General features: G+C 61.1%; 20 protein-coding genes. 7 read left to right on the top strand and 13 right to left on the bottom strand.

Translation table 11 applies throughout. The annotated features are described in order from the left end of the window. Nucleotide 1 precedes the first annotated feature (1 nt). Nucleotides 2–871, bottom strand: a complete 870-nt coding sequence (locus tag KW846_RS02005; protein WP_218481150.1) for an HDOD domain-containing protein — start codon at nucleotides 869–871, stop codon at nucleotides 2–4. A 280-nt stretch (nucleotides 872–1151) separates the two neighbouring features. Here KW846_RS02005 and KW846_RS02000 point away from each other — a divergent pair, with 280 nt between their 5' ends. The 3 genes from KW846_RS02000 (at nucleotide 1152) to ilvD (ending at nucleotide 5228) form a co-directional block, all read left to right on the top strand. Next, complete coding sequence (locus KW846_RS02000; RefSeq protein WP_007978942.1) at nucleotides 1152–2348, top strand: class I SAM-dependent rRNA methyltransferase; 1197 nt, start codon at nucleotides 1152–1154, stop codon at nucleotides 2346–2348. A 217-nt stretch (nucleotides 2349–2565) separates the two neighbouring features. After that, complete coding sequence (locus KW846_RS01995; RefSeq protein ID WP_218481149.1) at nucleotides 2566–3024, top strand: transposase; 459 nt, start codon at nucleotides 2566–2568, stop codon at nucleotides 3022–3024. Nucleotides 3025–3386: 362 nt separating this feature from the next. Next, nucleotides 3387–5228 carry a dihydroxy-acid dehydratase gene (gene ilvD / locus KW846_RS01990; protein ID WP_007976450.1) on the top strand — a complete coding sequence of 614 codons (1842 nt, stop codon included), beginning with the start codon at nucleotides 3387–3389 and terminating at the stop codon, nucleotides 5226–5228. Between the two features lie 180 nt (nucleotides 5229–5408). On the opposite strand, the gene KW846_RS01985 is transcribed toward ilvD, so the two are convergent. Then, nucleotides 5409–5696, bottom strand: a complete 288-nt coding sequence (locus KW846_RS01985; protein ID WP_218473248.1) for a DUF6124 family protein — start codon at nucleotides 5694–5696, stop codon at nucleotides 5409–5411. A gap of 456 nt (nucleotides 5697–6152) precedes the next feature. Beyond that, a complete protein-coding gene (locus tag KW846_RS01980) occupies nucleotides 6153–7208 on the bottom strand; it encodes a haloacid dehalogenase-like hydrolase (RefSeq protein WP_218481148.1) in 1056 nt (351 codons plus the stop codon). A 242-nt stretch (nucleotides 7209–7450) separates the two neighbouring features. Between KW846_RS01980 and KW846_RS01975 the strand changes: the two genes are divergently transcribed. Further along, the gene (locus tag KW846_RS01975) at nucleotides 7451–8842 is read left to right on the top strand and encodes an L-cystine transporter (RefSeq protein ID WP_218481147.1); all 1392 of its coding nucleotides are present in this window, start codon (nucleotides 7451–7453) and stop codon (nucleotides 8840–8842) included. A 122-nt stretch (nucleotides 8843–8964) separates the two neighbouring features. Here KW846_RS01975 and KW846_RS01970 read toward each other — a convergent pair whose 3' ends face one another. Continuing rightward, entirely contained in the window at nucleotides 8965–9477 is a 513-nt protein-coding gene (locus KW846_RS01970) for a dihydrofolate reductase (RefSeq protein WP_218481146.1), read from the bottom strand. Nucleotides 9478–9562: 85 nt separating this feature from the next. Between KW846_RS01970 and KW846_RS01965 the strand changes: the two genes are divergently transcribed. Further along, entirely contained in the window at nucleotides 9563–10933 is a 1371-nt protein-coding gene (locus tag KW846_RS01965; RefSeq protein WP_218481145.1) for a DUF2868 domain-containing protein, read from the top strand. Beyond that, nucleotides 10926–12302: a GTPase/DUF3482 domain-containing protein gene (locus tag KW846_RS01960; protein ID WP_218481144.1), complete on the top strand. Its 1377-nt coding sequence runs from the start codon at nucleotides 10926–10928 to the stop codon at nucleotides 12300–12302. Before KW846_RS01965 ends, KW846_RS01960 begins: the two co-directional genes overlap by 8 nt. Before the next feature lie 12 nt (nucleotides 12303–12314). On the opposite strand, the gene KW846_RS01955 is transcribed toward KW846_RS01960, so the two are convergent. From KW846_RS01955 to KW846_RS01925, 7 genes are all read right to left on the bottom strand, one after another. After that, complete coding sequence (locus KW846_RS01955; protein ID WP_218481143.1) at nucleotides 12315–12845, bottom strand: hypothetical protein; 531 nt, start codon at nucleotides 12843–12845, stop codon at nucleotides 12315–12317. A gap of 91 nt (nucleotides 12846–12936) precedes the next feature. Beyond that, nucleotides 12937–13503, bottom strand: a complete 567-nt coding sequence (locus tag KW846_RS01950; RefSeq protein WP_218481142.1) for a phosphonate degradation HD-domain oxygenase — start codon at nucleotides 13501–13503, stop codon at nucleotides 12937–12939. A 135-nt stretch (nucleotides 13504–13638) separates the two neighbouring features. After that, entirely contained in the window at nucleotides 13639–14664 is a 1026-nt protein-coding gene (locus KW846_RS01945; RefSeq protein WP_218481141.1) for a putative 2-aminoethylphosphonate ABC transporter substrate-binding protein, read from the bottom strand. Nucleotides 14665–14697: 33 nt separating this feature from the next. After that, the gene (locus KW846_RS01940) at nucleotides 14698–16422 is read right to left on the bottom strand and encodes a putative 2-aminoethylphosphonate ABC transporter permease subunit (RefSeq protein ID WP_218481140.1); all 1725 of its coding nucleotides are present in this window, start codon (nucleotides 16420–16422) and stop codon (nucleotides 14698–14700) included. Beyond that, a complete protein-coding gene (locus tag KW846_RS01935) occupies nucleotides 16422–17498 on the bottom strand; it encodes a putative 2-aminoethylphosphonate ABC transporter ATP-binding protein (RefSeq protein WP_218481139.1) in 1077 nt (358 codons plus the stop codon). The genes KW846_RS01940 and KW846_RS01935 overlap by 1 nt, the downstream gene beginning before the upstream one ends. Nucleotides 17499–17687: 189 nt before the next feature. After that, nucleotides 17688–18551, bottom strand: a complete 864-nt coding sequence (locus KW846_RS01930; protein ID WP_218481138.1) for a LysR family transcriptional regulator — start codon at nucleotides 18549–18551, stop codon at nucleotides 17688–17690. 16 nt (nucleotides 18552–18567) lie between these two features. Beyond that, the gene (locus KW846_RS01925) at nucleotides 18568–20829 is read right to left on the bottom strand and encodes a heavy metal translocating P-type ATPase (protein WP_218481137.1); all 2262 of its coding nucleotides are present in this window, start codon (nucleotides 20827–20829) and stop codon (nucleotides 18568–18570) included. Nucleotides 20830–20922: 93 nt separating this feature from the next. On the opposite strand from KW846_RS01925, the gene cadR reads away from it, so the two are divergent. Beyond that, on the top strand, nucleotides 20923–21372 hold the full coding sequence (gene cadR, locus KW846_RS01920) for a Cd(II)/Pb(II)-responsive transcriptional regulator (RefSeq protein ID WP_104450177.1): 450 nt from the start codon (nucleotides 20923–20925) through the stop codon (nucleotides 21370–21372). Between the two features lie 105 nt (nucleotides 21373–21477). Here the strand turns inward: cadR and KW846_RS01915 are convergent, their stop codons facing one another. Both KW846_RS01915 and lgt read right to left on the bottom strand, forming a co-directional pair. Continuing rightward, nucleotides 21478–22449, bottom strand: a complete 972-nt coding sequence (locus tag KW846_RS01915; RefSeq protein WP_007976417.1) for a thymidylate synthase — start codon at nucleotides 22447–22449, stop codon at nucleotides 21478–21480. 49 nt (nucleotides 22450–22498) lie between these two features. Beyond that, nucleotides 22499–23311, bottom strand: a complete 813-nt coding sequence (gene lgt, locus KW846_RS01910) for a prolipoprotein diacylglyceryl transferase (RefSeq protein ID WP_007976415.1) — start codon at nucleotides 23309–23311, stop codon at nucleotides 22499–22501. Nucleotides 23312–23313 lie beyond the last annotated feature (2 nt).

Raw genomic sequence — 23313 nt, 5'->3', positions numbered from 1 at the left:
CTCAGCGATGAGTGCCGAGGTCGCGGATCGTCTGCTTGAGGGTCTCGAAGTCGTAGTCCGAGAGGCCGACATAATCGAGCACCAGCGGCGCGATGCTGTTCCACTCGTGGTCTTCGGCCTGATTGCCCAGCACCCGATGCGACGCGCAAATGTGCTCGGCCATTTTCAGGATCGCCAACAGGTTCTTCAACGAACTGTTGCGCGAAGTCTCATCGCTGAATACCGCCAACGCATTGTGGTGATTGGCGATCGCCGCGCTCACGTGCTCCGGCAGACGCCAGGACTTGGCCGTGTAATAGCCGACCACCGAGTGATTGGTATTGAACACCTGATTCTCCGTGTCCACCACCCGGCATTCGGCGCTGGCGTTGGCATAGGCCTGCTCCAGAACCCCCATGTAGTCGGGGAAACGCTGGAGCATCAAGGGCACGCCGCAGTCGTGGAACAGGCCCAGGGCATAGGCTTCGTCGCCATTTTCAACGCCAATGCGCTTGGCCAGGGTCAGGCAGGTCATGGCCACGTCCTGAGCGGTGTCCCAGAAACGGTTCAGGGTGACAATGGTGTCGTCATTCATCTCGCCCTTGATCGACTGTGCATTGATCAGGTTGATGACCGAGCGGCTGCCCAGCAGGTTGACCGCGCGCTGGATCGAGGCAATCTTGTTGCTCAGCCCGTAATACGGCGAATTGACGATCTTCAGCAGGGAACCGGAAAGACCCGGATCCTGGGATATCAGCTTGGCAATGACTTCCAGATCCGGGTCGGGCATGTACTGCTCCATCTGCAAATCCACCATGATCTGCGGCTGGGCCGGTACGCTGATGCCCTGCAGGGCGTGTTGGATCTGTTCGGAAGTCAGCTCTTGGGACATAGGTACACACTCTGGGTCAGACGGCGATTCTAACCTTTATGAAGTTGGATCCGACATACCAAATCGCAAGACACGACTCTGTGGCGAGGGGGCTTGCCTCCGTTCGGTTGCGCAGCAGCCGCAAAACCGGTGAATCCAGTTTGTCTGATGCCGCGCATCTACCAATATCAGGACGGCTTCGCCGCCCAACGGGGGCAAGCCCCCTCGCCACATGTCCATTCGCAGGCCTATCCGGGGTCCCAACACGCTATACTCCCGCTCTTTTTTCCGGAGCGACGACATGTCCCTGCCTAGCCTGCGCCTCAAAGCCAACGCCGACCGTCGTCTGCGCAACGGTCACTTGTGGGTCTACAGCAACGAAATCGATGTAGCCGCTACGCCTTTGCACGGTTTCAAGGCTGGTGACCAGGCGATCCTCGAAGCCGCCGGCGGCAAGCCGCTGGGCATCGTTGCCATGAGCCCGAACAACCTGATCTGCGCCCGAGTGCTGTCGCGCGACATCAAGCTGCCGCTGGACAAATCGCTGCTGGTGCACCGCCTGAACGTGGCCCTGTCCCTGCGCGAGCGCCTGTTCGACAAGCCGTTCTATCGCCTGGTCTACGGCGACTCCGACCTGCTGCCAGGCCTGGTGGTCGACCGTTTCGGCGACATCCTGGTGGTGCAGATCGCCTCGGCGACCATGGAAGCCCATAAAGACGACGTGATCGCGGCGCTGACCCAAGTGCTCAAGCCAAGCGGCATCCTGTTCAAGAACGACTCCGCCGCCCGTGACGCCGAAGGCCTCACCCGCTACGTCGAAACCGTGTTCGGCCTGGTGCCGGAGTGGGTCGCACTGGAAGAGAACGGCGTGAAATTCGAAGCACCGGTCATCCAGGGCCAGAAAACCGGCTGGTTCTACGACCACCGCATGAACCGCGCACGCCTGGCGCCGTACGCCAAAGGCAAACGCGTGCTGGACCTGTACAGCTACATCGGCGGCTGGGGCGTGCAGGCTGCTGCGTTCGGCGCCAGTGAAGTGTTCTGCGTCGACGCCTCGGCCTTCGCCCTTGACGGTGTCGAGCGCAACGCCGCACTGAACGGCTTCGCCGAGAAAATGACCTGCATCGAAGGCGACGTGTTCGAAGCCCTCAAAGAACTGAAAGCCAGCGAAGAACGCTTCGACGTGATCGTGGCCGACCCACCGGCGTTCATCAAACGCAAGAAAGACATGAAAAACGGCGAAGGCGCCTACCGCCGCCTGAATGAACAAGCCATGCGCCTGCTCACCAAGGACGGCATCCTGGTCAGCGCATCCTGCTCGATGCACCTGCCGGAAGACGACCTGCAGAACATCCTGCTGACCAGCGCGCGCCACCTGGACCGCAATATCCAGATGCTTGAACGTGGCGGCCAAGGGCCGGATCATCCGGTGCATCCGGCGATTGCCGAGACTCGCTACATCAAGAGCATTACCTGCCGGTTGCTGCCAAACAGCTAAAACGCAAATCAATGTAGGAGCAGCCGGTCGACGTTCGATTGCTCGCGATGGTCGTCAACGATAACGCGGGGAACCTGATACCCCGCGGCGTCTTTGATTTCATCGCGAGCAGGCTCGCTCCTACAGGTGCAGGACACATCCTGATCCACTGCCGAAGCGACAACCTCCCACACCACGCCTACCGTTTTCTCTTCCCATCACCGAAGAGGACAACGGAATGTCCAACACGCCAAAAGCCCATCGATTACGCACAGGTCGGCACTCGCAATCCGGTCGCATCTATCACCTGACCGCTGTCACCCACGAACGACAACCATTCTTCCAGGATTGGCGCACTGGCCGCTTTTTGGTGCACGAGTTCAGAAGGGCTCAGGAAGCCGGCTATGCCACGTCAATAGCCTGGGTAGTCATGCCGGATCACTTCCACTGGCTGATTGAATTGCACAACGGCGATTTACCGAAACTGGTGCAAGCCACCAAATCTCGCTGCACACGCCTCATCAATCAGCAACGGGATCTACATGCTCCTGTATGGCAAAAGGGCTACTTCGACCGAGCCCTGCGTCGCGAGGAAGATCTGAAAGCCATCGCCCGGTACATCATCGCCAACCCCCTACGCGCAGGCCTCGTCGACCATATCGGCGGCTACCCACTCTGGGACGCCATCTGGCTCTGATGCACAAATCACTGTAGGAGCGAGCCTGCTCGCGATGGTCGTCAACGATAACGCGGGAAACCTGGTACCCCCGCGGCGCTCTCAGGTTTATCGCGAGCAGGCTCGCTCCTACAGGGGGCCGTCCGCACGTCATGTGAATGCTGCCTGCACGCGTGCAGGCATTCCCTCCAGCCGCCAGCCGTGTAGAATCGCGAACATTCATCGCCAGTCATCCCCGGCGGGTTTATGAGCTCAAGCTGAAGCGCGCGGCGATCCCGCAAAGTTATCGGCAACTTCCGGACACGCGGCCATTTCTGAGTGTTCCAGACGTCAATAGAAGCTCACTTCCCTTTTGATACCTGATTAGCCGCCCGGAGTGCTTCATGCCTGATTACCGCTCGAAAACATCCACCCACGGCCGCAACATGGCCGGCGCTCGCGCACTGTGGCGCGCCACGGGGATGAAAGATGACGACTTCAAGAAGCCGATCATCGCCATTGCCAACTCGTTCACCCAGTTCGTACCGGGCCACGTGCACCTCAAGGACCTGGGCCAACTGGTCGCCCGCGAGATCGAACGCGCTGGCGGCGTGGCCAAGGAATTCAACACCATCGCTGTCGATGACGGCATCGCCATGGGCCACGACGGCATGCTGTATTCGCTGCCGAGCCGCGAGATCATCGCCGACTCCGTCGAGTACATGGTCAACGCCCACTGCGCCGACGCCATCGTGTGCATTTCCAACTGCGACAAGATCACCCCTGGCATGCTGATGGCGTCCCTGCGCCTGAACATCCCGGTGATCTTCGTCTCCGGCGGCCCGATGGAAGCCGGCAAGACCAAACTCGCCTCCCACGGCCTCGACCTGGTCGACGCCATGGTGATCGCCGCCGACTCCAGCGCTTCTGACGAGAAAGTCGCCGAGTACGAGCGCAGTGCCTGCCCGACCTGCGGTTCGTGCTCCGGCATGTTCACCGCCAACTCGATGAACTGCCTGGTTGAAGCGCTGGGCCTGGCCTTGCCGGGCAACGGTTCGACCCTGGCCACCCACAGCGACCGCGAGCAGCTGTTCCTGCAGGCCGGCCGTACCATCGTCGAGCTGTGCAAGCGTTACTACGGCGAGAACGACGAGTCGGTGTTGCCGCGCAACATCGCCAACTTCCAGGCCTTCGAAAACGCCATGACCCTGGACATCGCCATGGGCGGTTCCACCAACACCATCCTGCACTTGCTGGCCGCTGCCCAGGAAGCCGAGATCGATTTCGACCTGCGCGACATCGACCGTCTGTCCCGTCACGTGCCGCAACTGTGCAAGGTCGCGCCGAACATCCAGAAGTACCACATGGAAGACGTGCACCGCGCTGGTGGCATCTTCAGCATCCTCGGTTCGCTGGCCCGTGGCGGCCTGCTGCACACCCAGTTGCCGACCGTGCACAGCCGCAGCATGGAAGAAGCCATCGCCAAGTGGGACATCACCCAGACCAACGACGAAGCCGTGCACCACTTCTTCAAGGCAGGTCCTGCGGGCATCCCGACGCAAACCGCGTTCAGCCAGTCGACCCGTTGGGAAACCCTGGACGACGACCGTGAAAACGGCTGCATCCGCAGTGTCGAGCACGCTTACTCGAAAGAAGGCGGCCTGGCCGTGCTCTACGGCAACATCGCCCTGGACGGCTGCGTGGTGAAAACCGCTGGCGTCGATGAGTCGATCCACGTCTTCGAAGGCAACGCCAAGATCTTCGAAAGCCAGGACAGCGCCGTACGCGGCATCCTCGCCGACGAAGTGAAGGAAGGCGACATCGTCATCATTCGCTACGAAGGCCCGAAAGGCGGCCCGGGCATGCAGGAAATGCTCTACCCGACTTCGTACCTGAAATCCAAAGGCCTGGGCAAAGCCTGCGCCCTGCTCACCGACGGCCGTTTCTCCGGCGGCACCTCCGGTCTGTCCATCGGCCACGCTTCGCCTGAAGCGGCTGCCGGCGGCGCAATCGGCCTGGTGCAGGACGGCGACAAAGTGCTGATCGACATTCCGAACCGCTCGATCAACCTGCTGGTCAGCGACGAAGAACTGGCCGCGCGCCGGGTCGAGCAGGACAAGAAAGGCTGGAAGCCGGTGGAAGTGCGTCCACGTAAAGTGACCACCGCACTGAAAGCCTACGCCCTGCTGGCCACCAGCGCCGACAAGGGTGCGGTGCGTAACAAGGCGATGCTTGACGGGCTGTAAGCGTTAACCATCGGCATAAAAATGCCCCGCCAAGTGCGGGGCATTTTTGTTTGCATCGATCTCCTGTAGGAGCGAGCTTGCTCGCGATGGTCGTAAACGATGACGCGTACTTTCTGACTTAACGCGTTGTCCTTGCGTCCATCGCGAGCACGCTCGCTCCTACAGTTAACAGCGTTTCCGTTATTCCTGCGGATCGAGGTTATCCAGCGCCTGATTCACAGCCAGTTCGCCCAACATGATCACCTGCGCGATCCCCAGCATCGTGCTGCGTTGAGAGCCTTCCAGCAGTCCGGCGAAATCGCTGGCCATGACATTGGCCGAGGCGAGGGATTCGCAGGCGTGGGCCAACAAGGTTTCGGTGTCGAGGCCCGGTGCGATGACGAATGTTTGGCTGGGTTTGCGCGGGGTGGAATTGATGCGGGTGGACAGGTTGTCGCAATCGGGAGGATCGGGGGTAACTTTCAACATTTGATGGAACTCCGGGTGAGAAAAAAGGAGCCATCAACCTCGCTACCAAACGAGGGTGGCGGCCATACGCAGGTTGGTAGACCGGTCACCAGGAACCCGGCGCGTCCGAAGATGCCCTGCGCATGGCCACCATATGAGCAGAGACAGAAACGACCCCTGCAAAGGGTGGCGCAATGCGCCGAGGTGAACACGGGCTACCAAACCCGATCACTGATGTTCAGTGACGCGGAAACGATAGAAGCCGCCCCCCAGGCGCACAAGCCGGCGGATTCTGGCGTAGTCGTAGTCCCTTACGCAAGAATGCGTAGGTTGCGACTGTCAGGAGATGTCGATCAGGCAGAGGCTTTGAGTGCACCGACTGGCCCCTTCGCGAGCAAGCCCGCTCCCACAAGGGATCTGCGTTGATCACAGATCCAGTGTGGGAGCGGGCTTGCTCGCGAAGGCAGCGACTCGGTCTTACTGAATCTCTTCCGGCTTGACGATTACCCAGTTCTTGTCGGCAGTCACCGTCAAACCTTCCTTGGCCTGGGCCGCGGCGTTCTTGGCCATCATGCCCTGGATCTGGGTCATGTACTTGTCCTTGCGGTTGACCCACAGGTGGATGCCGCCCTTGGCCACATCAACACTGTGGAACAGCATGTAGCCATCGCTGCTCGGGGTATCGCCGCCCACCAGTACCGGTTTTTTCCACTGATCGATGTAGGTCAGGATCGCCGCCTGTTTGCCGGCCATCCAGGTTGCCGGGGTCCACAGGTACGGGGTCAGTTCGAGGCCGAGGTTGGCCTTCTCGTCATATTTGCCGTCAGTGATCTGCTTGCGCGCGGTGGTCAGTTCGCCCGTCTTCGGGTCCTTGAGCAACAGCGACACGCCGATCACGTTTTGCGGTTTGACGTTGTAGCCGTACTTCGGATCGGCCGCGACCATGCGCACCAGTTCTTCGGAGGCGGCGGTCATCACGTAGACCTCGATGCCGTTCTCCATCAGCTTGTTGTACAGCTCTTGCTGGCCGGTGAAGATTTTCGGCGGGTTGACGTCGAGTTTCTTGACCACGTCGCCTTCGTAATAAGTCGCCGGCACCGGCTTGCCGGACGCCATCATCTCGTCGACATAGCCCTTGAGTTCCTTGAGGGTAAAGCCGGAGAAGACCTGAGCGACCCATGGATAGCAAACCATGTCGTCGACTTCGCAGAGGCGGTAGTAGTAGCTGAACAGGCTTTCCTTGTGGTCGGCGGTGTCCTTGAACGGCATCAGTTTCAGGGAGGGATCGAGCTTGTCGCGGGTGATCAGGCCCTTGTTCTCCATGAACGGCAGCAACGACTCTTCGAGGTCGTAGCGGTAACTGGTGTTGTCCATGTCGAACACCGCGTAGTTACCCTTGTTGGCGTTGGCGGCGATCATCGCATCCAGCGCCTTGGCCTGATCGGCTGGCCAGTGTTTCAGATCCGTTGCGAAAACCTGGCCGGCAAGGCCCAGGCAAAGTGCTGCAGCCAGTAATTTCGGTGCGAACTTCATTGGCGTTTCTCCCTGAATGTGAAAGAGATCGACGCTAACAAATAAGTGTGACAGTCCTCGTCTGTCAGCGACCGCCCGCGTCCCTTTCGCGCCAGCTGCATTTCTGACAGCGACATCCGCTTATTCCAAAAACGACGGATATCATACGTTTTTGATATTAATTCATTAGTTTTCAAGCTGTTAGGCTTTCCGGTTCGCGGTTGCCCAAGGGTGCAACCAGCACAAGTCTTATCGGAGTCTTCATGAATCTGCCGCTGATCCTCAATCTGCTGGTGTTCCTCGCTTTGCTCTTCGGCCTGGCGCAAACCCGCCACACGACATGGAGCCTGGCGAAAAAAGTCCTGCTCGCGCTGGGGCTGGGCGTGGCGTTCGGTGTGGCGTTGCACACTGTCTACGGTGCCGGCAACCCAGTGCTGAAAGCCTCGATCGGTTGGTTCGATCTGGTGGGCAACGGCTATGTGCAGTTGCTGCAAATGATCGTGATCCCGCTGGTGTTCGCCTCGATCCTCAGCGCCGTGGCCCGCCTGCACAACGCCTCGTCGTTGGGCAAGATCAGCTTCCTGACCATTGCCACACTGCTGTTCACCACGGCCATCGCAGCGCTGATCGGCATCGGCCTGACCAACCTGTTCGGCCTGACCGCCGAAGGCCTGGTGGCCGGCACTCAGGAAATGGCGCGCCTGCAAACCATCCAGACCGACTACGCCGGCAAGGTCGCCGACCTGAATGTGCCGCAGCTGCTGCTGTCGTTCATTCCGCAAAACCCCTTCGCCGACCTGGCGCGGGCCAAGCCGACGTCGATCATCAGCGTGGTGATTTTCGCGGCGTTCCTGGGTGTCGCGGCGCTGCAACTGCTCAAGGATGATGCCGAGAAAGGTCAGAAAGTGATCAACGCCATCGACACCCTGCAAGCCTGGGTGATGCGTCTGGTGCGCCTGGTGATGAAGCTGACCCCGTACGGTGTGCTGGCGCTGATGACCAAAGTGGTCGCCGGTTCCAACCTGCAAGACATCATCAAGCTCGGCAGTTTCGTGGTGGTGTCCTACATCGGCCTGGGCTTAATGTTCGTGGTGCATGGCGTGCTGGTGTCGGCCGCCGGGATCAACCCGCTGCGGTTCTTCCGCAAGATCTGGCCGGTGCTGACGTTTGCCTTCACCAGCCGCTCCAGCGCAGCGACGATTCCGTTGAGTATCGAAGCGCAGACCAGCCGCCTGGGCATCCCGCAGTCCATCGCCAGTTTCGCCGCTTCGTTCGGCGCGACCATTGGCCAGAACGGCTGTGCCGGTCTGTACCCGGCGATGTTGGCGGTGATGGTGGCGCCTACCGTGGGCATCAACCCGCTGGACCCGCTGTGGATCGCAACGCTGGTGGCGATTGTGACGCTGAGCTCGGCCGGTGTGGCCGGAGTGGGTGGCGGAGCGACCTTTGCCGCGTTGATCGTGCTGCCGGCGATGGGTTTGCCGGTGTCACTGGTGGCGTTGCTGATTTCGGTCGAGCCGCTGATTGATATGGGGCGTACGGCGCTGAACGTGAGTGGTTCGATGACGGCCGGGGCGATCACCAGTCAGGTGATGCAGCAGACGGACAAGGCGCTGTTGGATGCGGATGAGCATTCGGCGTTGGCGCACGCTTAAATCCTCCAACAACTCAGGAGGCCCCTTCGCGAGCAAGCCCGCTCCCACATTGGTCCTGCGGCGTACATAGATTCTGTATTCGCAGAAGATCAAATGTGGGAGCGGGCTTGCTCGCGAAGCTCTTAAGCTTTTTCCCACACTTCGAAGTTGTACGCCGGCTTGTCACCTTCCGCCGGATTCGGCACATCCGACACCAGTTTCCATTCCTTCAAATCAAACTCCGGAAACCACGCATCCCCTTCCGGGCTCAGCGCCACGCGGGTCAGGTACAACCGGTCAGCCTGCGCCAGCCCTTGCGCATACAACTGCGCGCCGCCAATCAGCATCAATTCATCAACGCCCTGTTCCTTCGCCCATGCTTCGGCGCGAACGACGGCGGCTTCCAGCGACGGATAAACCTCCGCGCCTTCGAGCTGCAGATCCGCCTGGCGACTGACCACGATGTTCAGGCGGCCCGGCAGCGGACGACCGAGGGAATCCCAGGTCTTGCGACCCATGATGATCGGCTTGCCGAGGGTGGTGGCCTTGAAATATTTGAAGTCCCCCGGCAAGTGCCAGGGCATGCTGTTGTCGACGCCGATCACACGGTTTTCACCGAGGGCTGCGATCAGGCTGAGGCGGAGTGATTTAGTCATGCCGGCGAGGATACCAGAGCCTCGCTTTCGCCGATAAGCGCCACAGCGGTTATGCTCACAGCTCATTTAAACGACGGGATGCCGCGTGACTGAACTCAATACCCTCTGGCTGACAGAAACCATCCGCCTGCGCGAAGAACACGCAGGCCCACTGGAAGACCTGGAAGCCAACCGACTGGCCCGCAGCGCCGGCGGCGATTTGCCGGTGCGCATTCAACACCGCGCCCTGTGGCTCGCTGAGCGCGATGGCCTGACTACAGCCCTCAAACACTGGCTGCAAGGCTCGCGGCTGGCGCTGCTGGTGTTGGCGGTACTGGCCGTGATCAGCGGCGCCGGCCTGGCCTTCGCGGCTATGGGCGAAGGCCTGCACCCGGTGAATGTGTTCTGGGCCTTGGGCAGCCTGCTCGGGCTCAATCTGGTCCTGCTGCTGAGCTGGGCCCTGGGGCTGGTATTTGCCGGCGAACACGGCGCCAGCCTCGGACGCCTGTGGCTATGGCTCAGTGAAAAACTCGCTCGTGACGCCAAGGCCGCGCAGTTGGCCCCCGCCCTGCTCCTGTTACTGCAACGGCAGAAACTCAATCGCTGGGCCATCGGCGTGCTGGTCAACAGCCTGTGGTTGCTGGCGATGATCAGCGCGTTGGTGATCCTGCTGATGTTGATGGCGACCCGGCGCTACGGCTTCGTCTGGGAAACCACGATCCTCAGTGCCGACACCTTTATCGCCGTCACTCAGGCGCTGGGTGCGTTGCCGGCCCTGCTTGGCTTCAGTGTGCCGACCGTGGAGATGATCCGCGCCAGTGGCGATGCCGCACTGAACATCGAAAGCGCTCGCCAGGCTTGGGCCGCCTGGCTGGTGGGCGTACTGCTGGTCTACGGCGTTTTGCCGCGTCTGCTGCTCGCGCTGTTTTGCCTGTGGCGCTGGAAGACAGGGCAAACGGCACTGCGTCTGGATTTGAACCAGCCCGGTTACGCGCAACTGCGCGAACGCTTGATGCCCACCAGCGAGCGCCTCGGCGTCAGCGATGCGGCACCGGCGCAACTGCATCGTGTGGAAAGCGGTGTCACCGAGCAGCAAAGCGACGGTGCGCTGTTGGTCGCCATCGAACTGGACGACCAGCGTCCGTGGCCACCGCAGTTGCCGAAAAACGTCAGTAACGCCGGCATCCTCGACAGTCGCGAGTCGCGGCACAAACTTCTCGAACAACTGAGCCGCTTTCCCCCGGCACGCCTGGCCATCGCCTGCGATCCACGACGCTCGCCGGATCGCGGCAGCCTGGCCTTGATTGCCGAACTGGCCCGCAGCGCCAGCGCCACCCGCGTGTGGTTGTTGCAGGCGCCGCCCGGTGAAGCGCTGGACGCCGAACGCCTGGGCGACTGGCACGTGGCGCTGCAACAGCTTGAGTTACCGTTTGCCGATTGTGCACCGATGAACTGGCTGGAGACGGGTCATGACTGACACCAGGAAGCAGCCTCTGAAACTCGCCGTGGTCGGTCACACCAACGTCGGTAAAACCTCGTTGTTGCGCACCCTGACCCGCGACGTCGGCTTCGGTGAAGTGTCCCATCGCCCCAGCACCACGCGACACGTCGAAGGCGCGCGGTTGTCGGTGGACGGCGAGCCGCTGCTCGATCTCTACGACACCCCTGGCCTGGAAGACGCCATCGCCCTGCTCGACTACCTTGAACGCCTGGAACGCCCGGGTGAACGCCTCGACGGTCCGGCACGCCTGGCGCGTTTCCTGGAGGGCAGCGAAGCCCGGCAACGCTTCGAGCAGGAAACCAAGGTGCTGCGCCAGTTGCTGGCGTCGGATGCCGGTCTTTATGTGATCGACGCCCGCGAGCCGGTGCTGGCCAAGTATCGCGACGAACTGGAAGTGTTGGCCAGTTGCGGTAAACCCTTGCTGCCGGTGCTGAATTTCGTCAGCAGCGCCAACCACCGCGAACCGGCCTGGCGTGAAGCGCTGGCGCGGCTGGGCTTGCATGCCCTGGTGCGTTTCGACAGTGTCGCGCCGCCGGAAGATGGCGAGCGTCGACTCTATGAAAGTCTCGCCCTGCTGCTGGAAACGGCCCGGCCGCAACTCGAACGCCTGATCGCCGATCAGCAGGCCCAGCGCCTGGCTCGCCAGCAAAGCGCGGAGCGACTGATTGCCGAATTGCTGATCGATTGCGCGGCTTGCCGGCGCAGCGTGGTCAGTGAAGCCGAGCAGGAACAACAGGCGATCAGCGAATTGCGCAAAGCCGTACGCCAGCGCGAGCAGCGTTGCGTCGAGGCCCTGCTCAAGCTCTACGCCTTCCGCCCACAGGATGCCGCGGCCAGTGATTTGCCGCTGCTCGACGGCCGTTGGGGCGATGACCTGTTCAACCCGGAAACCCTCAAGCAACTGGGTGTGCGCGTCGGTGGAGGTATCGCGGCGGGTGCTGCTGCCGGGGCCGGGGTCGATTTGCTGGTGGGCGGGATTACCCTCGGCGCCGCTGCACTGGCCGGCGCCATTGCCGGTGGCGCCCTGCAAACCGCGCGCAGTTATGGCAGCCGCTTGCTGGGCAAGATCAAGGGGCAGCGCGAACTGACGGTGGATGACAACGTGCTGCGCCTGTTGGCGCTGCGCCAGCGGCAACTGCTGCAGGCGCTGAACGCCCGTGGGCATGCGGCGATGGACAGCATCCAGGTGGCCACGCCTCAGGAAAAGAGTTGGCGCGAAGGCAAACTGCCTGAGGCTTTGAACAAGGCTCGGGCGCATCCGCAGTGGTCGTCGTTGAATCCGCATCCGAAGTTGAATCAGGCGGAGCGGCAGGAGCAGGTTGAGGTGTTGGCCCAGGAGTTGTGAACCTGCTGATCGTCAGCGCCAGTTGAACTGCAGATAAGCAGTGCTGAGCTGTGAAACGCGCTGCTGATCCACCGCATCCTGGTCACCGTCGTTATCCATATCGAAGTGGACCAGCCAATCCATCTTCCCGTCGTTGTTGGTGTCATAGGCGGAAGCGGTGTAAACGATAGTTTGATCCGACGGTTTGCCGACGCCTTCATGAAAGTGCAGGCGCACGGTGTCTGGCGAGCCGTCGTTGGCGAAATCTTCGGTGAATATCTTCAGATAGCGATCCCAGGTATCGCCGCGGTTGAACCAGTTGAGCTGCAAGTAGGCGTTTGCAAACGACTTGAGCAACCGCTCGTCCTTGGTGTTTTCCTTACCGTCGTTGTTCACATCACCGACCTGGAAATCAACCTTGCCATCAGCCGTGATATCCAGCGCATAGGCTTTATGGATGAGCCTGTCTTCTGCCCCGCTACTCTCCTCGAAAAAATGCAGGAGGACGGTGTCGGCCTTGCCGTTTGAGCTGCGGTCTTGGGCAGTCACTTTCAAATAACGCATGGTGGAGTTTCTCATTGAAGAAAGGCCGATCAAGCTAGCCCGTCTGGTCGGAACTCTCTGCGCGAACAGTTTCATTTACATGTAGGGCGTTTCAGCAGGCCTCGAGAGACAAGACTCCGATGGCTTTGTGCTTCAACACCTCTAGATCAATCACCGGCACATGCATCTCCTTGGCCTGTTCATCCCACTGGCGCATGCGCAAACTGACTTTGCACAACGGGTCCCGCTCGAAGGCATCGGCTTCGGTTTCGGTCATCACACCACCCTGATATTCCAGGGTCCGGCGACTGGCCTCGCTCAGGCGTTCGTAGTACCCAGGTTCCCTGAGTGTCAGATAACGCTTGGCCTGGACGTGGTACTCCACCAACCTGGCCATGCGTTCGCTGAAGCCGGCATTGCGTAAATAATCGGCGCCCAGCCGTTCGTGGCTGACCACGCCGTAGCCGCCCATGTTCTCGGCACCCTCGGCGCAGATGTGCCCGATATCGTGGAAGAACGCCGCCAGCACGACTTCATCGTCGAAGCCTTCGGCCATCGCGCATTGGGCGGCCTGGGACATGTGCTCGATCTGCGACACCGGCTCGCCGATGTAATCGCTGTCGCCAAATCGTTCGTAGAGGGCGAAGACCTTGGCGACGGTTTGTTCATGGCTGTGCATCAGAAGTCTCCCGATCAGTAAGATTTGTGGTGAATGGTAGACCGCTTTCGCGAGCAAGCCTGCTCCCACATTGGAACGCATTTCCCTGTGGGAGCAGGCTTGCCCGCGAAGAGGCCCTTTCAGCCGATGAAGATCTTACTTGGCCGCCACTTTCTCGGACTTGCCGTCATAACGCTTGCGCCATTCGGTCAGGATCTCGTCGCGGTTCTTCGAGGCCCAGGCGAAGTCGTTCTTGATCAGGCGCTGTTCGTAGTCAGCTGGCAGTTCGGTCTGCGGCTTGGCGATGCCAGGCTGGGCGAGCACGGCGAAGTTTTCTTTGTACAACTCCATCGCCTCAGGGCTGGCGGAGAAGTCAGCCAGTTTCTTCGCGGCTTCTTCGTGGGCCGTGCCCTTGATCACGGCAGTCGCTTCGATTTCCCAGCCCAGGCCTTCCTTCGGCAGGATGATGTCCAGCGGTGCGCCCTGGCGTTTCAGTTGAACGGCCGGGTACTCGAAGGAAATACCGATCGGGAACTCACCCGCAGCCGCCAGTTTGCAAGGCTTGGAACCGGAGTGAACGTACTGGCCGATGTTCTGGTGCAGGCCGTCCATGTAGGCCCAGCCCTGCTTCTCGCCGAAGGTTTGCAGCCAGGCGCTGACGTCGAGGAAGCCGGTGCCGGACGATGCCGGGTTCGGCATGACGATCTTGCCTTTGTACTCAGGCTTGGTCAGGTCCTGCCAGCTCACGGGTTTGCTCAGGCCCTGCTTTTCGGCTTCGACGGTGTTGAAGCAAATGGTCGCGGCCCAGACATCCATGCCGACCCAGGCTGGCGGGTTGGCGGCGTCGCGGTAATTGACGCCGATCTTGCCCAGGTCCTTGGGTGCATAGCTTTGCAGCATGCCCTGCTGGTCGAGGATCGCCAGGCTGGAAGCCGCCAGGCCCCACACGGCGTCCGCCTGCGGGCGTTCTTTTTCGGCCAGCAGTTTGGCGGTGATGATGCCGGTGGAATCACGCACCCATTTGATTTCGACGTCCGGGTTGGCCTTTTCGAAGGCTTCTTTATAGGTTTTCAGCTGTTCGGCTTCGAGGGCGGTGTACACCGTCAACTCGGTTTTCGCCGCGAAGGCGTTCAGGCTGAAAGCGGTGAGGACAGCGGCGGCCAGGGCCATAGGCTTGAACATGATCTTTTCCTGTATTTGAGTTGAGGGTGTGAATCAGTGACCGGGCGCGGTCTGCCGCCAGGCCTGGGAGCGGCGCAGCAATCCGCGCGAGGCCCAGGCCAGCAGCAGGGACACGCCCGCCGAGGTGAACAGAATCAGGGTCGACATCGCCGCCGCGCCGCCGACGTTGCCGGCGTCGTCCATGTTCAGCACCGCCACCGCCGCGAGGATGGTGTCGGGGCTGTAGAGGAAGATCGCCGCCGAGACGGTGGTCATGGCCGAGACGAACAGGTAGCGCACGATGTCCAGCAAAGCCGGCAGACAGATCGGCACGGTGACGCGCAAGTAGTGGCGGTACAGCGGCGCCTTGAGCGACAGCGCGGCGGCTTCGAACTCGGCATCGAGTTGACGCAATGCGGTGGTGGCGGTCATTTGTGCGGTGGTCAAATAGTGCGCAATGGTGCAGACGATCAGCAGGGTCATGGTCCCGTACAGCACATGCAGCGGGTTGCCGGTGAGGTTGAAGAAGAAGACATAACCCAACCCCAACACCAGGCCCGGCACCGCCATCGGTACGAAACTGAGCATGCGCAAGGTCAGGTTCAGGCCGCGCTGCCCCCTGGTTTTCTCCATCAGGTAGGCGCCGGTGAAAATCAGCAGGCTGCCGATCAATGCCGTGCCCAGGGCCATCTTCAAGCTGTTGCCGTAGGCCAGCCAGCCACCACCGGCGGTTTCATTAAACTGGTAGTGGTTGAGCGACAGCGACAGGTTGTACGGCCAGAATTTCACCAGGGACGAGAACACCGCCATGCCGAATACCAGCAGCAATGCCGCGCTGATCAACAGGACGATGGCCAGGTAGCAAGCGTCGCGCAGTTTCGATGGCACAGGCTTGAACACCTGGGCACGACCGCTCATGGAGTCGCCGTGGCGTCGACGCAACCAGGCATCGACGCCAAAGCTGAACAGCGCTGGCAGCAACAACACCATGCCGATCAAGGCACCGCGGCCGAATTGCTGTTGGCCGACCACGGCTTTATAGGCTTCCAGCGCCAGCACTTGATAGTCCCCACCGACCACCACCGGAACCCCGAAGTCGGTGATGGTCAGGGTGAACACCAGGCAGAACGCAGCGAAAACCGCCTGACGGGTCGCCGGCCAGGTGATGCTGCGGAACGCTTTCGCCGGACTGGCGCCCATGCTTGAAGCCGCATCGAACAGTCGCGCATCCGCCAGGGACAAGGCCGACAGAAGAATCATCAAGGCGTGCGGGAAGGTGTAGATCACCTCACCCAGAACAATGCCCCAGAAGCCGTAGATGTTGTCCGACAGCAGGCCACGCAGCATGCCCTGGTTGCCGAACAGGTAAACCAGCGCAATCCCGGGCAGCATCGACGGCGCCATCAATGGCAGCAGGGAAATGCCACGCCAGATACCTTTACCTGCAATCAGGGTGCGTTGCAGCGCGTAGGCAAACAGGTAAGCCAGGGGTACGACAATCGCCGCGACGCTGAGGGAAACCTTCAGACTGTTGCCGAGCAACCAGTGGAAGTTCTCGCTGGTCACCAGCTCTTTCGCTGCAACCCAACCACCACCCTGCCCGGCTTCAGCGCTGAAACCACGCCAGAAGATCGCCAGCAACGGCATCAATACGGCAACACCCAACAACACCAGCAGAAGCACTTTGCCGCCGACCACGAACAGCCGGTCACCGATCTCGGCACGGGAATTCTGCCGAACCTGCTTGTGTGGCAGCGGCAGCGCGATGTTCGCGCTCATCAGGCAAACACCTGCAGGCTACGCGGCGGCAAGGCGACCATGATCTGCCGGGCGCCAAGGCGCGGCATGGCTTCCGGTGCCAGCTCCGCCAACAGCGCATGGCCCGGCAAATGATCGAGCTCGAAGCTCATGCGGCAGCGGTTGCCGAGGAAGGTGATCTCGCGAACCTTGGCCGGGAACAGGTTTTCCTCGTGCACCAGCGGATTGACGTTGATCGCTTCCGGACGGCAGAACAAACGGCCCGACGCGGTCTTGGCACCGCCATCGGCCAGACGCATGCTCATCCCGCCGACCTGGGCGTGGCTGTCGCTGCTGCGCTGGAACGGCAACCAGTTGCCCTGGCCGACGAACTCCGCCACGAACGGCGTGGCCGGGCGGTTATAGATTTCCTGGGGCGTGGCGTACTGCTCGACCTTGCCGTTGTTCATCACGGCGATACGGTCGGCCATCAACATGGCCTCGTCCTGATTGTGGGTCACCATCAGGGTGGTGATGCCGAGGTTGCGTTGCAGCTGGCGCAGTTCGGTGCACAGATGCTCGCGCACCCGGGCATCGAGGGCCGACATCGGCTCGTCGAGCAGCAACAGCGAAGGCGCCGGGGCCAGAGCGCGAGCCAGTGCAACCCGCTGCTGCTGGCCACCGGACAACTGACCGGGATATTTTTTCTCGCTGCCGCTCAGGCCGACCAGTTCCAACATCTGACCGACACGCTGGCGAATCGGGTCGCGACCATTGCCGGCGAGGCCGTAGGCAATGTTCGCTTCGACGGTGAGATTGGGGAACAACGCGTAGGACTGGAACAAAATGCCGTAGTCCCGCGCCTGGGGAGCCAGGTGGGAAACGTCGCGATCACCCAGGTACAACTCGCCGCTGTCCTGCTTTTCCAGGCCGGCGATGCAGCGCAGCAAGGTGGTCTTGCCACAGCCCGACGGCCCCAGCAGACACACCAGCTCACCGGCCGCCACGTCGAGTGAAACGTTATCCAGCGCCGTGAAAGCGCCGAAACGTTTCTGTACGCCGCGCACTTTCATTGGTGCGCCGGGGTTGGTCAGGGCAGTTGCGATCGAGTTGTTCATGGACGGACCTCATCTGGCAGATGAAGGCCATCCTAGGGTTGTAATGAGTCCGTCATGTGGCAGTAAGGCAAAAACTGCCGATAGTGGTATTCGAGGATTTTGGTTGAAATCAAAAGATCGCAGCCTTTGGCAGCTCCTACATGGGAACGTATTCTGTGTAGGAGCTGCCGAAGGCTGCGATCTCTTGATCTAGGCCGGCGCCATTTCCTGTGCTAACCCGAGAAACGCCGCCGGCAACCGAGCGCCCTTGCGTTCCTTGAGGCAATACAGGTATTCGGGAATCTGAGGTGCATTCTCGATGGTCAGCACCCGCAGTTGCGGATCATGAGGTACTTCCTGGCGGGCGATGATGCTGATGCCGATGTTGCGCAGCACTGCTTCGCGAATCGATTCGCGGCTGCCGATCTCCAGCAACGGCCCGAAACTCACTCCGGCGCTGGCCAGCAACTCTTCGGTCAGGCGGCGGGTGGTCGAGCCCGGTTCGCGCATCAGCAGGGTATGCCCGGCCAAGGCGCCAAGTGGTACGTGATCATGAACCGCCAGTGGATGATTGCGATGCACCGCCAGCACCAGCGGATCGCTGCCGAGCACCCGGCGAATCAGCCGCGCGTCATCGAGCAACTGCGACGACGCCGCGACATCGACCCGGTACTCTTCCAGCGCTTCGAGCACTTGCTGGGAATTGCCGATTTCCACCGACACCTCCACCTGCGGCAAGCGCTCGCGAAAGGTTTTTACCAGGTCGAGGATGTAATACGGCGCCGTGGCGGCAATGCGCAATGTGCCCTGGACCTGGCCGCAGTTACGCAGGAAAAACTCGATGTCGGCTTCCTGCTGCATCAACACCTTGACCATCGGCAGCAGCCGCGCGCCCTCCTCGCTGACGCTCAGACGCCGACCGCCACGGTAGAACAGCTCGACCGCATACTGACTCTCCAGGTTGCGGATCTGCGTCGTCACCGTCGGCTGGCTCAGGCCAAGCTTTTTGGCAGCCTGGGTAATGCTGCCCAGGCGGGCCACCATGTAAAACGCCTTCAGCTCGGCACTCAGCACAACCGTCCCTCATCCTTTATTTGCGCAGCAGGCGCAAACCGTTGAACACCACCAGCAAACTCACGCCCATGTCGGCGAACACTGCCATCCACATGGTAGCGACCCCGGCGAAGGTTACCCCAAGAAAGATCGCCTTGATGACCAACGCCAGGGCGATGTTCTGTTTGAGGATGCTCGACGTCTGCCGCGACAGGCGAATGAATGCCGGAATCTTGCGAAGATCATCGTCCATCAGGGCGACATCGGCGGTTTCGATCGCGGTATCGGTGCCTGCGGCGGCCATGGCGAAACCGATCTCGGAGCGCGCCAGCGCAGGCGCGTCGTTGATGCCGTCGCCGACCATGCCGACCCGGTGCCCCTGGGCATAAAGGGCCTCGATAGACTGCAATTTGTCCCCCGGCAACAGGTCGCCCCTGGCTTCGTCGATGCCGACCTGCGCAGCAATGGCCTGCGCAGTGTGGACGTTGTCGCCGGTGAGCATCAGGGTTTTGATGCCCAGGTCATGCAGTTGCTCGATGGCTTCGCGACTGGACGCTTTTACCGTATCGGCGACAGCGAACAGTGCCAAAGGACCTGACGCATCAAGCAGCAGCACCACCGACTTGCCCTGCTTTTCCAGGGCAAACAGTTTCTCTTCCAGTGCTGGCGAACACAGCCCCAGGTCCTCCACCAGACGATGGTTGCCCAAGTGGTAGAGCTGGCCGTTGATCTCGCCGCGCACACCGCGCCCGCCCAGGGCTTCGAAGTTATCCACAATCAGCGTCGTGCTTTGGTTATCCACAGCCGCTTTGGCGATGGCCAGGGAAACCGGGTGATCCGAGCGCCCGGCCAACGCGGCGGCAATGGCTGGCGCCGATGCATCGGCGGTCGGGTCCAGCGACAGGTAATCGGTCTGCACCGGCTTGCCGTGGGTGATGGTGCCGGTCTTGTCCAGGGCCAGGTAGTCGAGCTTGTAACCGCCCTCCAGATAGACGCCGCCCTTGACCAGGATCCCTTTGCGCGCCGCCGCCGCGAGGCCGCTGACGATGGTCACCGGCGTGGAAATCACCAGCGCGCACGGGCACGCCACCACCAGCAGCACCAGCGCCCGGTAAATCCAGTCGAACCACAACGCGCCCATGAACAGCGGTGGGATGACCGCCACGGCCAGCGCAAGGACAAATACTGCCGGGGTGTAGATTTTCGAAAACTGATCGACGAATCGCTGGGTCGGCGCTCGCGCGCCCTGGGCCTGTTCAACGGCGTGGATGATGCGTGCCAGGGTCGAATTACCCGCGGCGGCAGTGACCGCGTACTCAAGGGAACCTGCCTGATTGATGGTGCCGGCGAACACTTTGTCGCCGACGGTTTTCTCTACCGGCAGGCTTTCCCCGGTAATGGGCGCCTGATCGATGGTCGAACGCCCGGACAGCACTTCGCCGTCCAGACCAATGCGTTCGCCGGGACGCACACGCACCCGAGCGCCGATTTCGATGATTTTGACATCCTGCTCGACCCAACTGCCGTCGGCCTGCAACACCGTCGCCTGCTCCGGCGCCATCTGCATCAGCCCACCGATGGCATTGCGCGCACGATCCAGAGAGCGAGCCTCGATCAGCTCGGCCACGGTGAACAGGAACATCACCATCGCCGCTTCTGGCCATTGACCGATCAGGACGGCGCCGGTGACGGCAATGCTCATCAGTGCGTTGATGTTCAGATTGAGGTTCTTGAGCGCGATCCAGCCCTTTTTATAGGTGCCGAGACCGCCGCTGAGAATGGACACCAGCGCAATGACCGCGACCACCCAATCAGGCGCGGTCGCGGTGAAGTGGATGACTTCCGCCAGCAATGCGCCCACACCGGACAACGCCAATGGCCACCAGTGTTTCCTGTCGGGTTTCGCTGCCGGTGTTTCAGCCCCCTGTTCCAGCGGTTCGGCGTGCATGCCCAGGGACTTGATCGCCTCGATGATTGGCTCGGTACCAGGCAAATCGTGGGTCACGCCGAGCACTCGGTTGATCAGATTGAACTCCAGCTGCTGCACGCCTGTCAGCTTGCTTAGCTTGTTCTGGATCAGCGTCTGCTCGGTCGGGCAGTCCATCGCCTCGATGCGAAAGCTGCTCAGACGGGCACCCGCCGTCGGCGATTCGCTCAGCGTGACCCGCGCAGGCGCTGCCGTTCTTGATGAACAGCAAGTGTCGCCGTGACCGCCATGGTCATGCTTGGGCAAGGGCCGGAGCTTAACGCCGATTTCATGTTCGGCCACAGGTTTGTGGGTATGCTGAGAATCGCTCATTGGTTGCGTCCATAAGAGTGCCTGTTGCCCAGTAAAGACCCTGTAGCCACTACAGGGTCAAGCACCCATTTTGGAGTTTTGGAGATTGTCGTCATGAAGATTGGAGAATTGGCGAAACTCACGGACTGCGCCGTAGAGACGATCCGCTACTACGAGCGCGAGAACCTTCTGCCGGAACCGGCCCGCAGTGACGGCAACTATCGCGTCTACACCCAGGCCCACGCCGAGCGCCTGACCTTCATCCGCAACTGTCGCACCCTCGACATGACCCTCGAGGAAATCCGCAGCCTGCTGGCATTTCGCGACAGTCCGCAGGACCAGTGCGAAAGCGTCAACGCACTGATCGACGAGCACATCCACCACGTCAAGGCGCGGATCGACGGCCTGCTGGCCTTGCAGGCACAACTGCTCGACCTGCGCCAACGCTGCGGCGAGGGGCCGGGTATCGATCAATGCGGGATTTTGCAGCAGCTGGAAGTGAGCGGCGGGGTTGTGGCGACAGAGGCTGAACATTCCCATGTCGGCCGTAGCCACGGCCACTAACACGATCCCTTGTAGGAGCTGCCGCAGGCTGCGATCTTTTGATCTTGATTGTAAAAGATCAAAAGATCGCAGCCTGCGGCAGCTCCTACAGGGGATGCGTGAGTTTTAGACCGCCATCGGCGCGGTCATTGGCGCGTGGTGCTCGTAGCCTTCCAGCGAGAAGTCGCCCGGTTCGACCAGCTCCAGCCATTCCGGCTGATACACACCAGTCTTGGCAAACTCCGGCACACGGTCGGAAATCACCAGTTTCGGCATCGGGAACGGCTCACGCTTGAGCTGTTCGTTGAGCATGTCCAGGTGATTTTCGTAGACGTGCGCATCACCGATGAAATAGGTGAACCAGCGTGGCGTGTAGCCCGTCAGGCGACCGATCAGGCTCAGCAGCGCAGCGCCCTCGGTGAGGTTGAACGGCGTGCCCAGGCCCAGGTCGTTGGAGCGGATGTAGAGGGTCAAGGAGATCTCTTTGGTCTCGACATTCGGGTGGAACTGGTACAGCAGGTGGCACGGCGGCAAGGCCATTTCATCAAGCTGGGCGCAGTTCCAGCCGTGGAACAGGATGCGACGGCTGCCCGGGTCCTTGATAATGGTGTCGACGCACTGGCGAACCTGGTCGATGGCCTTGTACAGCACCACATAGGCCTGGCCGTTTTCTTCGCCTTCGGCAATCTGGCGGTAGCCTTGCTTGAGGGTTTGCTCGATGGCGGCCGGGTTGCTGAGCGGAATCTGCTTGTACGCCGGCCATTTGCGCCATTGCACGCCGTAGATTTCGCCAAGGTCGTCTTCGCCCTGGCGGAACGGGTTGGCCAGCCACTGGGCGTTTTCGTTGGCGTTCTGGTCCCAGACCTTGCAGCCCAGGGCGCGGAATTCGGCAGCGTTGTTCACGCCACGGAGAAATCCGCACATTTCGCCGATGGCCGATTTGAAGGCCATCTTGCGCGTGGTGATCGCCGGGAAACCTTCCTGCAGGTCATAACGCAGCATCGCACCGGGAAAACTGATGGTGTTCACGCCGGTACGGTTGGCCTGCTTGGTGCCGTTCTTGATGACGTGGGCGACCAGTTCGAGATATTGCTTCATGAGTTACCTGTGTCCTTGAACCCGCAGCCTTCGCTGCGGGGTTCGAATTTTATACGGCTGCCGCTGGCGTTGCCGGGGCGCGGTGATACGCCAGCCAGATCAGGACCAGACCGCCGACGATCATCGGCAGGCACAGCACCTGGCCCATGGTCAGCCAGTTCCAGGCCAGATAGCCCAGCTGCGCGTCCGGTACGCGGACGAATTCGACGATGAAACGGAAGATGCCATAGAACAGCGCGAACATCCCCGATACCGCCATGGTCGGCCGCGGCTTGCGCGAGAACAGCCAGAGGATCAGGAACAGCGCCACACCTTCGAGGGCGAACTGGTACAGCTGCGAGGGGTGACGCGGCAACTGCGCCGGGTCGCTGAACGGCGGGAAGATCATCGCCCACGGCACGTCGGTCGGCTTGCCCCACAGCTCGGCATTGATGAAGTTGCCGATACGCCCGGCCCCCAGGCCAATCGGCACCATCGGCGCAACGAAGTCCATCAGCTGGAAGAACGACTTGTTGTTCTTTTTACCGAACCACAACGCCGCCAGCATCACGCCGATGAAACCGCCGTGAAACGACATGCCGCCCTTCCACACTTCGAAAATCAGCGTCGGGTTGGCCAGATAGGCGCTCAGATCGTAGAACAGCACATAACCCAGGCGTCCGCCGACGATCACCCCCATCGACATCCAGAACACCATGTCGGAGAGCTTCTCCTTGGTCCAGGTCGGGTCGAAGCGGTTCAACCGGCGGGAGGCCAGCAGCCAGGCGCCGCCGATGCCAATCAGGTACATCAGGCCGTACCAGTGGATTTTCAGCGGACCGATGGCCAGGGCCACCGGGTCGATCTGCGGGTAAGGCAGCATTG

This window comes from Pseudomonas sp. PDM32 (genome assembly GCF_019219225.1).
In the GTDB taxonomy this organism is placed as follows: Bacteria; Pseudomonadota; Gammaproteobacteria; order Pseudomonadales; family Pseudomonadaceae; genus Aquipseudomonas; species Aquipseudomonas laurylsulfatiphila.
Note: the sequence above shows the minus strand (reverse complement) of the source record. Positions and strands in the feature narration are given on the sequence as shown.

Bases quoted from the DNA above. Each gene is read 5' to 3' on its own strand.
- KW846_RS01985 (WP_218473248.1), bottom strand. From the start codon at position 5,696: ATGTTGAAAGTTACCCCCGATCCTCCCGATTGCGACAACCTGTCCACC.
- ilvD (WP_007976450.1), top strand. From the start codon at position 3,387: ATGCCTGATTACCGCTCGAAAACATCCACCCACGGCCGCAACATGGCC.
- KW846_RS01925 (WP_218481137.1), bottom strand. From the start codon at position 20,829: ATGAGCGATTCTCAGCATACCCACAAACCTGTGGCCGAACATGAAATC.
- KW846_RS01945 (WP_218481141.1), bottom strand. From the start codon at position 14,664: ATGTTCAAGCCTATGGCCCTGGCCGCCGCTGTCCTCACCGCTTTCAGC.
- KW846_RS01950 (WP_218481142.1), bottom strand. From the start codon at position 13,503: ATGCACAGCCATGAACAAACCGTCGCCAAGGTCTTCGCCCTCTACGAA.
- KW846_RS01975 (WP_218481147.1), top strand. From the start codon at position 7,451: ATGAATCTGCCGCTGATCCTCAATCTGCTGGTGTTCCTCGCTTTGCTC.
- KW846_RS01915 (WP_007976417.1), bottom strand. From the start codon at position 22,449: ATGAAGCAATATCTCGAACTGGTCGCCCACGTCATCAAGAACGGCACC.
- KW846_RS01935 (WP_218481139.1), bottom strand. From the start codon at position 17,498: ATGAACAACTCGATCGCAACTGCCCTGACCAACCCCGGCGCACCAATG.
- cadR (WP_104450177.1), top strand. From the start codon at position 20,923: ATGAAGATTGGAGAATTGGCGAAACTCACGGACTGCGCCGTAGAGACG.
- KW846_RS01940 (WP_218481140.1), bottom strand. From the start codon at position 16,422: ATGAGCGCGAACATCGCGCTGCCGCTGCCACACAAGCAGGTTCGGCAG.
- KW846_RS02005 (WP_218481150.1), bottom strand. From the start codon at position 871: ATGTCCCAAGAGCTGACTTCCGAACAGATCCAACACGCCCTGCAGGGC.
- KW846_RS01980 (WP_218481148.1), bottom strand. From the start codon at position 7,208: ATGAAGTTCGCACCGAAATTACTGGCTGCAGCACTTTGCCTGGGCCTT.
- KW846_RS02000 (WP_007978942.1), top strand. From the start codon at position 1,152: ATGTCCCTGCCTAGCCTGCGCCTCAAAGCCAACGCCGACCGTCGTCTG.
- KW846_RS01960 (WP_218481144.1), top strand. From the start codon at position 10,926: ATGACTGACACCAGGAAGCAGCCTCTGAAACTCGCCGTGGTCGGTCAC.
- KW846_RS01955 (WP_218481143.1), bottom strand. From the start codon at position 12,845: ATGCGTTATTTGAAAGTGACTGCCCAAGACCGCAGCTCAAACGGCAAG.
- KW846_RS01995 (WP_218481149.1), top strand. From the start codon at position 2,566: ATGTCCAACACGCCAAAAGCCCATCGATTACGCACAGGTCGGCACTCG.
- KW846_RS01970 (WP_218481146.1), bottom strand. From the start codon at position 9,477: ATGACTAAATCACTCCGCCTCAGCCTGATCGCAGCCCTCGGTGAAAAC.
- lgt (WP_007976415.1), bottom strand. From the start codon at position 23,311: ATGCTGCCTTACCCGCAGATCGACCCGGTGGCCCTGGCCATCGGTCCG.